Source organism: Novosphingobium taihuense (assembly GCF_007830315.1).
GTDB lineage: Bacteria > Pseudomonadota > Alphaproteobacteria > Sphingomonadales > Sphingomonadaceae > Novosphingobium > Novosphingobium taihuense.
Genome location: NZ_VLKJ01000007.1, coordinates 140,393 through 154,377, shown reverse-complemented (window position 1 = coordinate 154,377; position 13,985 = coordinate 140,393). Strand labels below are relative to the sequence as shown.

The 13,985-nt window shown below is 60.5% G+C and carries 14 protein-coding genes; 3 read left to right on the top strand and 11 right to left on the bottom strand.

The genetic code is table 11. The annotated features are described in order from the left end of the window. Positions 1–87: 87 nt before the first annotated feature. Complete coding sequence (locus IQ25_RS14690; RefSeq protein ID WP_144907032.1) at positions 88–258, top strand: Flp family type IVb pilin; 171 nt, start codon at positions 88–90, stop codon at positions 256–258. 111 nt (positions 259–369) lie between these two features. Here IQ25_RS14690 and IQ25_RS14685 read toward each other — a convergent pair whose 3' ends face one another. The 5 genes from IQ25_RS14685 to IQ25_RS21185 all read right to left on the bottom strand — a co-directional run bounded on the left by IQ25_RS14685 (position 370) and on the right by IQ25_RS21185 (position 5,893). Then, positions 370–1,851, bottom strand: a complete 1,482-nt coding sequence (locus tag IQ25_RS14685; protein WP_144907031.1) for a M48 family metalloprotease — start codon at positions 1,849–1,851, stop codon at positions 370–372. Positions 1,852–1,985: 134 nt separating this feature from the next. Next, the gene (locus tag IQ25_RS14680; RefSeq protein ID WP_144907030.1) at positions 1,986–2,930 is read right to left on the bottom strand and encodes an acetyl-CoA carboxylase carboxyltransferase subunit alpha; all 945 of its coding nucleotides are present in this window, start codon (positions 2,928–2,930) and stop codon (positions 1,986–1,988) included. Positions 2,931–2,962: 32 nt separating this feature from the next. Then, on the bottom strand, positions 2,963–3,844 hold the full coding sequence (locus tag IQ25_RS14675; RefSeq protein WP_407070600.1) for a tyrosine recombinase: 882 nt from the start codon (positions 3,842–3,844) through the stop codon (positions 2,963–2,965). Between the two features lie 4 nt (positions 3,845–3,848). Next, a complete protein-coding gene (locus IQ25_RS14670) occupies positions 3,849–5,417 on the bottom strand; it encodes a hypothetical protein (protein WP_258537044.1) in 1,569 nt (522 codons plus the stop codon). Positions 5,418–5,746: 329 nt separating this feature from the next. After that, on the bottom strand, positions 5,747–5,893 hold the full coding sequence (locus IQ25_RS21185; protein WP_181447256.1) for a hypothetical protein: 147 nt from the start codon (positions 5,891–5,893) through the stop codon (positions 5,747–5,749). Between the two features lie 72 nt (positions 5,894–5,965). On the opposite strand from IQ25_RS21185, the gene IQ25_RS14665 reads away from it, so the two are divergent. Next, entirely contained in the window at positions 5,966–6,547 is a 582-nt protein-coding gene (locus IQ25_RS14665) for a shikimate kinase (RefSeq protein ID WP_144907027.1), read from the top strand. Continuing rightward, a complete protein-coding gene (aroB, locus tag IQ25_RS14660; RefSeq protein WP_144907026.1) occupies positions 6,538–7,644 on the top strand; it encodes a 3-dehydroquinate synthase in 1,107 nt (368 codons plus the stop codon). The genes IQ25_RS14665 and aroB overlap by 10 nt, the downstream gene beginning before the upstream one ends. Here the strand turns inward: aroB and IQ25_RS14655 are convergent. The 6 genes from IQ25_RS14655 to zwf all read right to left on the bottom strand — a co-directional run bounded on the left by IQ25_RS14655 (position 7,641) and on the right by zwf (position 13,959). Next, a complete protein-coding gene (locus IQ25_RS14655; protein ID WP_144907025.1) occupies positions 7,641–8,084 on the bottom strand; it encodes a DUF488 domain-containing protein in 444 nt (147 codons plus the stop codon). The two genes, aroB and IQ25_RS14655, sit on opposite strands and share 4 nt — an antisense overlap. A 39-nt stretch (positions 8,085–8,123) precedes the next feature. Continuing rightward, the gene (locus IQ25_RS14650; RefSeq protein ID WP_144907024.1) at positions 8,124–8,906 is read right to left on the bottom strand and encodes an enoyl-CoA hydratase-related protein; all 783 of its coding nucleotides are present in this window, start codon (positions 8,904–8,906) and stop codon (positions 8,124–8,126) included. Between the two features lie 165 nt (positions 8,907–9,071). Beyond that, positions 9,072–10,040: a glucokinase gene (locus IQ25_RS14645; protein WP_144907023.1), complete on the bottom strand. Its 969-nt coding sequence runs from the start codon at positions 10,038–10,040 to the stop codon at positions 9,072–9,074. A gap of 31 nt (positions 10,041–10,071) precedes the next feature. After that, positions 10,072–11,892: a phosphogluconate dehydratase gene (gene edd / locus IQ25_RS14640; protein WP_220094549.1), complete on the bottom strand. Its 1,821-nt coding sequence runs from the start codon at positions 11,890–11,892 to the stop codon at positions 10,072–10,074. Beyond that, on the bottom strand, positions 11,892–12,518 hold the full coding sequence (locus IQ25_RS14635) for a 6-phosphogluconolactonase (RefSeq protein WP_144907021.1): 627 nt from the start codon (positions 12,516–12,518) through the stop codon (positions 11,892–11,894). The genes edd and IQ25_RS14635 overlap by 1 nt, the downstream gene beginning before the upstream one ends. Then, complete coding sequence (gene zwf / locus IQ25_RS14630; RefSeq protein ID WP_144907020.1) at positions 12,511–13,959, bottom strand: glucose-6-phosphate dehydrogenase; 1,449 nt, start codon at positions 13,957–13,959, stop codon at positions 12,511–12,513. Before zwf ends, IQ25_RS14635 begins: the two co-directional genes overlap by 8 nt. Positions 13,960–13,985: the final 26 nt, after the last annotated feature.

Here is a 13,985-nt window from a genome sequence, read left to right as displayed (position 1 = left end):
CTTTTGGTACGTAACAATGCGAATGCTCGCTCCGGGGACAAAATTGGGGCGGGACGGGAAATGAAGACTTACTCTAGGAGACCGAACATGAAGCTTTTCCGTGACCTGCTCGCCAACAACGAAGGCGCCACCGCAATCGAATACGGCCTGATTGCCGCTCTCGTCGCTGTCGCCGCCATCGGCGCAATGACCTCGCTGGGTGGTTCGCTCGGCAACACCTTTAACGGCGTTTCGGACGAAATGGACAACGCGCTCTGATAGCGTGAGGCGTCCCAAGAGGCGCCAATCCATTGATGAACGGAAGGGCACCCCCAAAAGGGGTGCCCTTTTCGTAAGGCCATCATGTCGCTGTCTGCAGAGTTTTCCTGATCAGTAGACCACCAGTTTGATCTTTTGGCCCGGCGTCAGCCTGCTTGATGAATTCAAACCATTGAGGACAAGGAAGCGCTCAAGCGGCTTGTCAGTAAACGCCATCCGCTTCGAAAGCGATACGAGGGTGTCGCCAGATTTTACAGATACCACCGAAAGTCGGCGCGGCTTCACCGCGGACGCTTCGGTAGCATTGATCCGGCGAATCGATCGGAACATTGAATCGAATTGCGCTGCCTGTCCTGCCTGACTGATCGTGGCGAAATGATAGGCTTGCTGCGGACCGAATTCGTAAGCAAACACCACAATGTCAACTTGGCCATTGCCGCTGTTCGCGCGGGCTGCGCCGTAAACAGCCGGAATGCCGTTTACGGTGGTGCGCTCGATGGTTGTCGGCGCGAGTTGTTGCTGGCTGGATAGTCCGGCGAACACTGACCGAACATAACCTTCAAGATTTCCACTGTAGCTTGCGCTGGCGAATTCGCCCTTCCCGCTTTGCCCCGAGATCGAGACCGCGCGCGTTCCGTTCACCAGGTAAAAGCCGTTTGGTGCCTGAAATGCGAGACGCAGAACCGGATGGGTGAACTTCGAACCGTCAACGATCCCCTGCGCAGGGTCATCTCCATAAGTAAGCCCGTTTATCCCGGCGAGGAATGTGTCCCGATTCGTCCTGCCCGCCGTAGAACCGGCTCGTGCCAGTGCCGCTCGCACGCGTGAAGCCGGATCCGGGTGCGTACTGGCCCATTCGGGCACTTGATTCGAAGTGCCCTTGACGCTCGCGTCGAGAGCATTCTGGTTCGCAAGGCTCTGCAATACCGAAGACATCGCTCGCGGATCGTATCCGGCCCTCTGAAGATAGGTAATCCCGAGGTTGTCAGCTTCGGTTTCCTGACCGCGCGAATACTTCAGTGTGAGCAATTGACTGCCGGTCGAGAATATCTGCTGGCCGATCTGCCCCAAGGCGCCATTGCCGAGGAGCGCGCCGGACAGGATCGTACCGAGAGCGCCGAGTAGGGAATTGCGAGTCGCAGCACTTTGACGCTTTGCCGCATGCCGTGCAGCGACGTGGCCGACTTCATGCCCAAGAACGCCAGCCAGCTCGGCTTCGTTGTTCATCAGGGCTGCAAGTTGACGAGTGACGTAGACGTATCCCCCGGGAATGGCGAAAGCGTTGTTGACAGGCGAGTTCAGCAGAGTGACGGTAAAGTCTCCACGCGCGTTGCTCAGGCCAGACTGCGTCGCAATCGTCTTGCCCACTGATTCAACATATGTAGCCTGAGCCCCGCTGAGGGCGCCGCCGAACTCCTGCAGCAGTTGAGGATGCGCCTCAGCGCCCTGCTTTTTGTCGGCAGCACTGATTGCTTGGACAGCACCTTGTGCACTGGCCGGACTGCCGGTCTGGCTTACGCAGGCAGGCAGAGCTGAGAGCGAAAGGACCGAGATGGTCAGGAATGTGGCGCGTGAGCGGCGGACAATAGGCATCGGAGTCTCCCCGTAACTGCGATCATCGTTGCGATCTTGCCGATCGCACACAAAAGAAGGACTGATCAGATATTCGACCAGTCAAACTGTCTTGTCGCAAATCCGGTTCCCGAGCACCAGACGGTGCGCAGTTCTTAGGCTCCGATACGCAGAAAACGTTCTGCCCGGAGATTTCGGAGATCGTCCGCAGGCTTCCCGGCAAGTGCGTCGAGTTCTTCGGTGATTGCCTTGCCCAACGCTGCACAAGCGGCAGCGGGGTCACGATGGGCACCGCCGACAGGTTCTCGCACGATGCGGTCGATCACGCCAAGGCCAAGCAAGTCCTGCGCGGTTACTTTCATGGCCTCGGCAGCGTCAGCGGCTTTCTCAGAAGTGCGCCAAAGGATTGAAGCGCAACCTTCGGGCGAAATCACCGAGTAGACGGCATGCTCGAACATGAGAACGCGCTCGGCGCTGGCTAGCGCAACCGCGCCTCCCGAACCGCCTTCGCCAACAATGCTTGCGACCATGGGCACGCCTAACGCGAGACACGCTTCTGTCGAACGCGCGATAGCTTCAGCCTGCCCGCGCTCTTCGGCCTCGACGCCCGGAAATGCGCCTGAGGTATCTACAAGTGTCACGACCGGAAGCCCGAATCGGCTGGCCATCTCCATAAGACGGATCGCCTTGCGATATCCCTCAGGCTTGCCCATGCCGAAGTTGTGGCGGATGCGGCTCTGGGTGTCGTTGCCCTTCTCATGGCCGATTAGCATGACACGCCTGCCGTCGAGCTTGGCGAAGCCCCCAACAATGGCCTGATCCTCGCCATAAAGACGATCGCCGCCCAAGGGCATGAAATCCGTGAAGATCTTCTCCACGTAATCCTTGAAGTGCGGACGTGCGGGATGGCGGGCAACTTGCGTCTTCTGCCACGGCGTCAGTGCCCGATACGTGCTGGCAAGCAGCTCAGCCGACTTGTTTTCCAGCCGACGTATTTCGGACGAAATATCGATGTCGCCACCTTGCGCGGTCTCGCGCAGTTCGGCGATGCGGGCTTCCAGCGCGGCGACCGGCTTTTCGAACTCAAGATAGGAGATCATGGGTTTTCCGCTAGGCGCGAGAACCGTTGCGGTCAACTCCGGGCAAGCGGATGACGCTGGTTGACCAGCGTCACGAGGCGCGCTGCATCGACGTGCGTATAGATCTGGGTCGTGGCAATGTCCGCGTGCCCTAGCAGAGTTTGCAGTACTCGCAGATCGGCGCCGCCTTCGAGCAGGTGCGTCGCAAAGGCGTGCCTCAGCACGTGGGGACTAACCTTTTCTGGATCGAGCCCGGCACGAAGCGCCAGATCACGCAGGAGCTGGAACAGTCGCACTCTCGAAAGATGTCCACCACGGGGCGAGGGAAAGACAAAGCGACCGCCCCTCTCTCTTGCCCCGAGCCAGTCGGTCAGAGCACGCGTTGCCCAGGCGGAGACGGGCACCATGCGCTGAGTACCGCCCTTGCCGGAGATGGTGAGGAACGGAGCATCACGAGGTACCGCGTTCAGGGGCAGCGACACCAGTTCGGTGGCCCGCAGACCCGAGCCGTAGAGCAGCTCGAGAAGTGCAAGCATGCGTAGGCCTTCCGGCGTGCCCGACCTTGCGTCTTCCTCCGCAGTGAAGAAAAGTGCGGCTATCTCCTCGTGCCCGAGCAGCCTTGGAAGTGGCCGACGAGCCCTCGGCCTCGGCAAGGCTGGCGAAGGATCATCACTGCGTAGGCCTTCGTCGACAAGAAATCCGTAGAACTGCCGCAAAGCTGACGCTTTGCGCGCCAGTGACGATGGCGCAAGCTCGGCCCAAGCTGCGGACAATCGGCCGATATCTTCGCGAGAGGCTGCCGCCAAAGCACCGATTTGTTCTGCAGCTCCAGCAAGATCACGGCGGTATGCAGCTAGCGTGTTGGCAGCGGCTCCACGTTGAGCAGCAAGCATCGCCAAGAAGCTCTCGACCGCCGGTTCCGGCTTGGACTTCACCACATCAGACGCGAGCTACGGCTTCTGCCGCAATCATCCGCGCTTCCGCGTCGAGCCCGACGCGATGCAATGCGGAAACGATGTGGTAAAGATGAAGCGGTGTCATCCGATCCCAACGATCCCCCTGCATCCCGAATGCTGCCAGCAAAGCAACGAGGCCCTGATTGTGCGACGCTGCGGCAGAATCGATCGCACGGGTCCAGCGGGTTTGCCGGTTGAAGTCCACATCCAGCTTGCCAGCGAAATCACGCCCCGCGGCGGGATCAACGCGTTCCAGACCCATCATTCCTGCAAGCAGGAAGCGTGAGCGAATCGATTCATCCGAATCGTCATTGTCGGCAAAGGCATTCAGGCCCTCGCTGCCGACCCGGGTGGCCCTGCCCGGATTAGCCAAAACCATGAGGCCCCAAGCTTCGCTACCCACAGGACAGAATGGGGCCCATTTCAGCGCATTGCGATCCAGCCCTGCCGTGAGCATCGAGGAGATCAGCGGGGCTGCGCTGTCAGAAAGGGCCTCACTCGGTAGTATCCGGGCTGCAGCATGCGAGGTCAGAACGAGGCCCGCATAGGCCTTGTCCGGGTCGCTTCCTTCGCCCCACAGGGCCCTGATTGCCTCGAGCCTGTCATCTTCAGCGGCGGCGACGTAGGCTGAACGTAGCGTTTCGGCCCGTCGGGTCCATTCATCTGCTGCATTATCACCACCGTCTCCATCGCGCTGCGTGTAAAGCTGGCTGTAGAGATCGATCATCGCCATGCTCGACAATACGCCGCGCGCTCCTGCTACGTCGGCCGAAGCAGCGCGCGAAGCAAGTGGCAGCATAGGCGCGCGCGCTGCTAGCAATGCGTACGAGGCACCAGCCTTGCCACGAAGATTCTCAGGCGGCTCCAATCCGGTCGCAAACGACATGCCGATGCTCCACGGCGTCAGCGCATCCACATCTTCCCATTCGATCTTCACCGCTCGTCGGGCGTTCGTCGCGGCTCCGGCAAACTTCTGCGCGAGCAGGATGTCGATCTTCGCTCCGTTACCCCGACGCAAAGCCTTGTCGAGCTGGGCCATTGAGGTGGAGCCTTCGTCGCTGAACGACGAACAGATTGCACGAGCAAGGTCCCAGTCCCAACCGGCACGACCGGCTGCAGTCAGCGCCGTGATCGGGCACAGTCCAACTGGATCGGCAGATGCCACGAAGCTGGCCATCGCGGCGTCTTCAAGGCTGCGGGTGAAGTTGCCGCTATCCACCGACTGGACCATTGCGCGCGCCGCATCCGCCTCCCCCATTCGCAACAGCAGTTGCGCGCGCATCGCAGCCCAATCCGCCCCGTTCATGCCAACCGGCGTAGCTAGGCGGCTGGCAAGCGCGCGACGGGCAAGGATATGACCCCAGCGTGACACAAACCGACCGCGCATCTTCGTAACGATGCCTTCGACGAATTGCCCATTAAGGTAGTGCGTCGACACGGCAGGAAAGCCCCCGTCGCGCTGATCGATAACGCCCACCACATCGAGGCTACGCTGGCCTGCCGGTGGAATGTCCGATTTGGGCCGCGCAGAATCGATCAATTTTGCCAGCAACGCGGGATCCAGTGAATCAAGCAAAGCCTGATCGCTGATCCCACCACTGGGAACAGGAGCGCTATCAGCCACCGGAAGTGGCTGGACGACCGGCGATGCAGTCGCGCTGGGAACAGAAGATTGCGCAGCAGTTGGACGGGCCGACGCAGCAGGGACCGAAGTTCGGGTTGGTGCTGGCGCTGCTTGCCGAGACTGCGAAGGTCGCGGTTGGGTCGGAGGATTGTCGAAACCAGGCGGCAACAGCGATTCCTGGGCCAGAAGCGAACCCGACAGGGAGGCCAGTGCGCCTATCCCGGCAACCAGCAGTGCGCGGCTCTTCATCGCACCCTTCACTGCACGTCTCCGCCCAAGACCGGACCTTGCGGACTGGTTACCGGCTGTTCGATCCACTGCATCGGCTGCGTTCCACCCTTGATCCATGCCACTGCCAGAACTGCGGCCACCACGATTCCCGCAGCCACGACGATCTTCTTCATTCAGACACCCGGTTAGCGACTATGCAGGCGATACTTGCAACGGGCACTAGCGCAAGTATAGGCGGCGCGGCAATGGAACATGACGCGCACCCGCTCAGCTCGTCCGAAATCAGCCGTATCGCGCGGCGGATAGAGCGTCCACTGGTGCTCGTCGGCATGATGGGTGTTGGCAAAACGACGGTGGGACGCAAGCTCGCAGCCATGCTCCACCTGCCTTTTCTTGACGCTGACGAAGAGATCGAACGCGCGGCGCACATGCCGATTCCGGAGATCTTCTCGACTTATGGCGAGCCTTATTTCCGCGATGGTGAGCGCCGGGTTATCGTCAGGCTCATGGGCACGGGCAAGCACACAGATCGCAAGGTCCTGTCCACTGGAGGTGGTGCTTTCTGCGATCCCGCCACCCGCGCACTGATCCTGGAAAAGGGCATTGCCATATGGCTCGACAGTGACGTCGATACATTGGTCGAGCGGGTAGGACGCAAGGATAATCGTCCGCTGCTCAAGACCGGTAACCCGCGCGACATTTTATCCCGCCTCAAGTCCGAACGCGAACCGTTCTACTCGCAGGCCCCCATCCACATCACCAGCGGGGCACAGCCTCACCATGTGACGGCGGACAAAATTCTCAAGGCAATCGACAAATGGCTGTAATCCCCGTCTCCATCGCTGACGCCCCTTATGAAGTGCGGATCGAAGCCGGGCTTATCAGCCGCGCGGGTGAGAATTGTCGTCCCTTCATCCGCAAGGATCACGTCGCTATCGTCACTGACGAAAACGTGGCTGCCAGTTGGCGGGATGCCGTTACCGCCTCGTTCGCCAAGGTCGGTCTCCGCACCGAATGGCTCGTACTTCCCGCCGGCGAGGGGACCAAGAGCTGGGAGCACCTCGCCAGCGTGGTTGATTGGATGCTTGCGCGAGAGATCGAGCGAAAGGATAACGTCGTGGCCTTGGGCGGCGGAGTGATCGGCGATCTCACCGGCTTTGCTGCTTCGATGGTAAAGCGCGGCTGCGGCTTCATCCAGATCCCGACCACGCTGCTTGCCCAAGTCGATTCCAGCGTCGGTGGCAAGACCGCCATCAACACGCCAGCGGGCAAGAACCTCGTTGGCGCATTCCACCAACCCTCGCTGGTGCTTGCCGACCCGCTCGCCCTCGACACGCTTCCCCCGCGCGACACTCGTGCCGGGTATGCCGAAGTCGTGAAGTATGGGCTGATAGACAATGCTCCGTTCTTCGAATGGTGCGAAGCGAATGGAGCCAGACTTCTTGCGGGTGACAGCGAAGCACGCGAACTTGCTATTGCCAGCAGCGTTGCGGCGAAGGCACGGATCGTCGCCGCCGACGAGAAAGAGACCGCCGGAATCCGAGCGCTACTCAATCTCGGCCACACTTTCGGCCACGCGCTCGAGGCTGAGACCGGTTTTTCTGACCGGCTACTGCACGGCGAAGGCGTCGCGCTGGGCATGGCACTGGCTGCGCGCTTTTCGGCGCGTCAGGGCTTGATGACGAGCCAGGATGCGCAGCGCGTCGTCGCTCACCTCGCAGCCGTCGGCCTGCCTTCAAAGCTGATTGACCTAGGCCTGGATTGCAACGGTCGCCGGCTTGCCGATCACATGCTTCATGACAAGAAGATGGACGCAGGCACCCTGCCCTTCCTGCTGATGCGCGGGATCGGCCAGACATTTCTGGCCAAGAATGTCGACCTCGCTGACGTCGCAGCTTTTCTCGACGAAGAACTCAGCCGCTAAGCCGGTAAGAGGTCCACAACTGAAAAGTCCGGAAGCATCGCCCGGCGTAGCAGCGTCCGATGGCAACCGTGCGCTTGCCGCTCGTAACACAGCAGAGCCACCCGCTTCTCACCAGCCAAATCTGCCAGCATCGCTCCTGCGACAATTGCCTCGGGCAATTCTAGTTGACCCTCGTAGATGCGCTCAAGCTTAGATTGATCATTGCGCCGGGCTGCCGCCCGGCCTTCAGTTGGCGTCCCAAGCGCCTTGAAATGCACATACTCTATTCCCGCCTCGCGCGCATTTGCGGCCAAGGTAGTCTTAGAGAAACCGGGACGGCGCGACAGGGGCAATGCCCTGACATCGGCCAGAACTTCTACCCCCGCGTCGCGCAAGGCATTCATGACCGAAGCGACAGTCGCCTGTTCATAGCCGATGGTCCAGATGGTAGAGGCGGTCATCACACCAGAGGTGGGATCACTGCCCATTAATACAAGAGCTTACCTACCTTTGAAAACAGGCTTGCGCTTTTCGAGGAACGCGAGCCCACCTTCCGCCGCATCTTCACTGTCGCCAGCCTTCCATTGACCTTCCGCCTCAATCTGCAATGCGGTTGCAAGATCGACCTCCAAAGCGCGGGCAATATTTTGGCGCATCGTACCGAGCGAGACCGATGGACCTGCTGCGAGGCGCGTGGCCAACGCCAGAGCTTCATCCTGCAGCGCCGAGTCATCGACGACCTTGTAGATCATTCCCCAGCTTTCGGCCTTCTCCGCACCAATCTTCTCGCCCAGCATCATCATCTCGGTAGCCCGGGCCTTGCCGACGAGGCGTGCCAGCATCCAAGAAGAACCGCCGTCGGGCACCAGCCCGATATTGACGAACGCTTGTAAAAAGTACGCGCTACGCCCGGCAACGACGAAGTCTCCAGCAAGCGCAATAGAGCAGCCGATACCGGCGGCGGGCCCGTTCACGGCTGTCACCACAGGCACCGCGAGTCGCGACAGACTCAGCATGAGTGGATTGTAAGCTGTCATCAACGATGAATACGCCGCGCGTCCTCCGGAAATCGAACGGTCTCCGCGTGCTGCGAGATCAGCGCCCGAACAGAAAGCCCGGCCTTCCCCGGTAATCAGGACTGCCCGCGCGCCATCAAGATCATTCAACGCCTCTCCGATCTCGTTTGCCATATTCGGCGGACAGGCATTAAGCCTTTCTGGCCGGTTGAGCACGATCTTAAGGACATCGCCGATACGTTCGACGCGAATGGTTTCATAATCCATGTGGGCACCTTCTCCTTCGGCATCCGCGAATCCAGCTTTAGGCCGGAGCAATACTGATTCGGCAGAACAAATCCACCAAATTAATTGCTCGGTTAAAGGGTTGCGTCTCGCTTACCACAATCAGGAGTTAGGCCGCCTTTGCCGAACAGCGTATCCGCATAATGATCAGTCCGAATGTGCTTGGGCATACGCTGCCGCTGCGCCGAACAGTCCGGGCTGAGGATGTGTGATCAGCTTGACCGGGACCGCGGCCATCAGGCCTTCAAAGCGGCCTTTCGCGCGAAAGCGATCCGCAAAGCCGGAACGAACCAACGTATCCTTGATCCGCAGACCCAACCCGCCCGCCATGACCACCCCGGTTGAACCATGCGCCAATGCTAGATCACCCGCCACGCTTCCGAGCGACAAGCAGAAGCGATCGACAGCGGCAGCGGCAAGGCTGTCCTCGCCCGAGGTGCCCAGTTCCCACAATTCCCGATCGGTACGCGGCGTAAAGGGACGCCCCTCAAGCAAGGCGAGAGCTTCGTAGATGTCGACGATTCCGGGACCTGCCACAACCCGCTCTACCGAGACACGACGATGTCTCTTGCGCAACCTTGCAAGAATCGCGTCTTCGATTGTGTCGAGCGGAGCGAAGTCGATATGTCCGCCTTCGGTCGGCTGAACCCGATAGCTTGCACCATCACGCCAAAGCTGCGCCACACCAAGCCCGGTGCCAGGACCGACAACGCTGATTACCCCAGTCTCGGGCAGGTCGGTCTCTGGCCCCGAAAGGTGCAGAAAGTGGCTGCCGTCAGCCTGCGCCACGGCGTGTGCCACGGCGGCGAAATCGTTGACGACGACATAACGGTCGGCTCCAAGCTTCTCGGGGATCAGCGCAGGACGGATGATCCACGGATTGTTGGTGAACTTGATGATCTCGCCACCGACCGGACCTGCAACCGCAATAGCTGCAGCAGTTGGCAAGGGCTTACCGATCGAACGACCGAAGTCCTCCCACGCAAGCTGGAAGGAACCGTGTTCTGCGGTTTTTAGCGTTACCGCCTCGCCAAGAGTCAGCACCCGCCCACCAGCAACTTCAGCAATCGCGAAACGCGCATGGGTCCCGCCAATATCGACGGCAACTACCTGCATCCTCTTCCCCCTCGGTATAATTTCGCGCTTGTCAGAGCCCTGCAGCTGCAAGCATTGCCGAGCCACCCCGCTCCGCCTCATCAGAATGCAACCTCAGCAGCGCGAACAATTCGCGTCCTACGCCAAGACCCGCGGGCGGTGCCATTGCCTCTTCGCGCGCGCTCCACTCATCGGCGGGGACGAGCGCAGTCAGTTCGCCCGTATTGGCACAGACCCGGACCATGTCGCCATCGCGCAGCTTGGCGAGTGGTCCGCCCGTCTTGGCTTCTGGCGAAACGTGGATTGCCGCAGGGACCTTGCCCGAGGCGCCCGACATTCGGCCATCGGTCACTAGCGCCACCTTGAAACCGCGATCCTGCAGCACGCCCAGAGGTGGCGTCAGCTTGTGTAATTCGGGCATGCCATTTGCAGCCGGCCCTTGGAACCGCACGACGACTATGACGTCGCGTTCCAGCTCGCCAGCCTTGAACGCGGCCAAAGCATCGTTCTGATCGCTGAAAACCCGGCACGGTGCCTCGATCGTCCAGCGCGATGGATCGACCGCGCTAACCTTGATCGTACCCCGGCCAAGATTGCCCTTGAGCAGGCGAAACCCGCCCTCCCGCTGGAAGGGTGCGGAAACCGGGCGCAACAGGCTTTCGTCAAGCGACGCCTGCGGTGCCGGCGTCCATTTCAGCATGTCGCCGTCCATCACAGGTTCAAGCGCTCCTTCTGCGAGTGACCTGCCGTAGACAGTCATGATATCCGCATGAGCCAGCCCTGCGCCGATCAGTTCACGAATTACATAGGGCATGCCGCCCGCAGCTGCAAAAGCATTCACATCGCCTGCGCCGTTTGGATAGACACTGGCGATGAGTGGCACGGCGCGGCTCAATTCGTCCATGTCGTCCCAGTCGATCAGAATGCCGGCTGCTCGGGCAATGGCTGGCAAGTGGATTACGTGGTTGGTGGATCCGCCGGTTGCCAGCAGCCCGGCGATGGCATTGACGATCGCCTTTTCATCTACGCACAGGCCCAGCGGGCGGTAGTCGTCACCGTTCCATCCTATCTGGGTAACACGATGGACTGCGGCGCGGGTCAGTTCCTGACGCAGCTTCAGGCCAGGCTGGACGAAGCTGGAGCCCGGCATGTGCAGGCCCATCATCTCCATCATCATCTGGTTCGAGTTCGCAGTACCATAGAATGTGCAGGTGCCGGGCGAATGATAGCTGGCGCTTTCGCTTTCCAGCAGTTCGTCACGCCCGACCTTGCCTTCGGCATAGAGTTGGCGGATGCGCACCTTTTCCTTGTTCGGAAGGCCGCTCGGCATCGGCCCGGCGGGTACGAGGATCGTCGGCAGGTGGCCAAAGCGCAGGGACCCGATAAGCAGGCCCGGCACAATCTTGTCGCAGATGCCCAGAAGCAGCGCGCCTTCGAACATCGCATGGCTGAGGCCGACGACCGTTGCCATGGCGATGTTGTCGCGGCTGAACAGCGACAGTTCCATGGAATCCTGGCCCTGCGTGACGCCATCGCACATTGCCGGAACGCCGCCTGCGACCTGTGCTGTAGCACCCATCTCACGGGCGAATATCTTGATCTGCTCAGGGTAGCGGCCGTAGGGCTGGTGCGCCGAGAGCATGTCGTTGTAAGCGGTGACGATGCCGATGTTCATCGCCTTGCCGCCCTTGATCAGCGGCTTGTCCTCACCCGATGCCGCAAAACCATGCGCGAGATTGCCGCACGAAAGCTGCGGCCGGTTCAAGCCCTGATTGCGCGAGCGTTCGATCAGGTCGAGATACGCAGCGCGCGTCATCCGCGAACGCGTGATGATGCGTTGGGTGACGCGCTCGACTATCGGGTTCAAGGGCATCATTCGCTCCAATAGATGGTAACAGGCGGACCATAGCCGCGCAGGAAATCGGTCACGGGGTAGCGATCGTCATCGGCCAAGGCATGTTCGAGCAGCGCCTTCTTCGAGCTTCCAGTAACGACGAGTATGATCTCTTTCGTCGCCTTCAACGCCTTCTCGTTCAGGGTGAGCCGATCGAAAGGTGCTTCGGGCGGCAGCGGGATCGGAGTTGTCGCGATTACAGCCGGTCCCGGCCGCACGTGCGACTTCATTTCTGGGAACAGCGAAGCCACATGACCATCCTCGCCCATGCCGAGCCAGACAAGATCAAAGGGCTGCACGTTTTTGCCCTCGACAAGACGCTCAAACCGAGCGCCAGAACTACCCAGTGCCGTGTGAATCTTCCCGAAATTGCTTGCTGCGTGATCATCGCTCACCCGCCGATCATCGGTGAGCGCGATCGTAACTGTAGACCAATCCAGCGGACGATCCTTGAGCAGAGCAAGCACCTTGATCGGCGTGGATCCTCCGGTGAAGGCCATTCGCTTGGTTCCAGGCGTCGAAACCACGCGAGCGATGTGATCGGCAACGGCCGCCGCGTCGCCGGGTTGTGCCCATCGGACGCTAGCGGGTACGCGGTCAGTCATTCCAGCTTCTTCCGTCACGTTCGGTCAGGGCAATACCAGCGTTGGGGCCCCATGACCCTGCAGCATAAGGCTTGGCCTCCATGTCCGTGTCCGACCAGACCTTGCGGATGGCATCGACCCATTTCCATTGCGCTTCCACCTCGTCTCGGCGAACGAACAGGGTCTGCTCGCCCTCGATCAGGTCAAGCAGCAAGCGTTCATAGGCGATCCGACGGCGCGCCTTGGCAAAAGCCGTGGTCAGCGAAAGATCAAGGTTGACCTCCCGCAGCACGATGCCACCGCGATCGAGACCCGGCTCCTTGGCCATGACCTGCAGCCGCACGTATTCTTCGGGCTGGAGACGGATGACGAGACGGTTTGCACGTATGCGCCCACCGCGCTCGGCAAAGACGTTGTGCGGAACCTGCTTGAACTCGACCACAATCTCGCTGCGCCGCTCGGCCAGACGCTTGCCGGTGCGCAGGTAGAACGGCACCCCGGTCCAGCGCCAATTATCGACGTGAGCCTTGATTGCGACGAAAGTCTCTGTGTCCGAAACCTCGCCAAGGTCTTCTTGGTAGCCCGCCACCGAAGCCCCCTTGACGGCGCCGGTTCGGTACTGGCCGCGAACCATTTCCTCGGCCTTTACCGGCCGCAGCGCCCGCAGAACCTTGACCTTTTCATCGCGGATGGACGTTGCGTCGAGGTTCGCAGGTGGTTCCATCGCGGTCAATGCCAGCAACTGGAGTATGTGATTTTGCACCATGTCTCGCACGGCGCCGGTGTCATCATAGAAGCCCTTGCGGCCTTCGAGGCCGACGGTCTCGCTGACGGTGATCTGCACATGGTCGATGCCGCCTGCGTTCCACAACGGCTCGAACATCATGTTGGCAAAGCGCAGTGCCATCAGGTTTTGAACCGTTTCCTTGCCAAGGTAATGGTCGATCCGGAAGATCTGTTCCTCGGCAAAGGCTGCGGCTACCGCATCGTTGATCCGGTTGGACGAGGCGAGATCGTTGCCCAACGGCTTTTCAAGGCCGATGCGCACGTTGGCATGGGCCAGCCCTGCCCGCTTCAGGCCTTCGATCGTCGGTTCGAACAGGAATGGCGCGGTCGAAAGAAAGATCGACAACCCGCATGAGGTATCGCCCAGCTTTTCTGCCAGCGCACCGAAGCCATCGACATTGGACGCATCGAGCGTCTGGTACTCCAAACGATCGAGGAAGCTTGCCAGCTTTTCCTCGTCACGACGGTCTTCAGGCAGAAATTCGGCCAGGGCGGCGCACGCAAACTCGCGGAACTCCGCATCGTCGTGCTCCGACCGCGCAGTGCCGACAATGCGCAAGTCCGGACGGATCAGCCCGTCTTCGTGGAGAGCATAAAGCGAGGGCAGCAACATGCGCCGCGAAAGGTCCCCGGTCGCACCGAACAGCAGCAAGGCCGAGCAGCTGGTTTCGATCATCGACACAATTCTCCCGTTGGCGTTGC

Excerpts from the sequence above, each read along its gene's own strand:
- IQ25_RS14690 (WP_144907032.1), top strand. The coding sequence starts at position 88 with ATGAAGCTTTTCCGTGACCTGCTCGCCAACAACGAAGGCGCCACCGCA.
- IQ25_RS14685 (WP_144907031.1), bottom strand. The coding sequence starts at position 1,851 with ATGCCTATTGTCCGCCGCTCACGCGCCACATTCCTGACCATCTCGGTC.
- IQ25_RS14680 (WP_144907030.1), bottom strand. The coding sequence starts at position 2,930 with ATGATCTCCTATCTTGAGTTCGAAAAGCCGGTCGCCGCGCTGGAAGCC.
- IQ25_RS21185 (WP_181447256.1), bottom strand. The coding sequence starts at position 5,893 with ATGAAGAAGATCGTCGTGGCTGCGGGAATCGTGGTGGCCGCAGTTCTG.
- IQ25_RS14665 (WP_144907027.1), top strand. The coding sequence starts at position 5,966 with ATGGAACATGACGCGCACCCGCTCAGCTCGTCCGAAATCAGCCGTATC.
- aroB (WP_144907026.1), top strand. The coding sequence starts at position 6,538 with ATGGCTGTAATCCCCGTCTCCATCGCTGACGCCCCTTATGAAGTGCGG.
- IQ25_RS14655 (WP_144907025.1), bottom strand. The coding sequence starts at position 8,084 with ATGACCGCCTCTACCATCTGGACCATCGGCTATGAACAGGCGACTGTC.
- IQ25_RS14650 (WP_144907024.1), bottom strand. The coding sequence starts at position 8,906 with ATGGATTATGAAACCATTCGCGTCGAACGTATCGGCGATGTCCTTAAG.
- IQ25_RS14645 (WP_144907023.1), bottom strand. The coding sequence starts at position 10,040 with ATGCAGGTAGTTGCCGTCGATATTGGCGGGACCCATGCGCGTTTCGCG.
- edd (WP_220094549.1), bottom strand. The coding sequence starts at position 11,892 with ATGCCCTTGAACCCGATAGTCGAGCGCGTCACCCAACGCATCATCACG.
- IQ25_RS14635 (WP_144907021.1), bottom strand. The coding sequence starts at position 12,518 with ATGACTGACCGCGTACCCGCTAGCGTCCGATGGGCACAACCCGGCGAC.
- zwf (WP_144907020.1), bottom strand. The coding sequence starts at position 13,959 with ATGATCGAAACCAGCTGCTCGGCCTTGCTGCTGTTCGGTGCGACCGGG.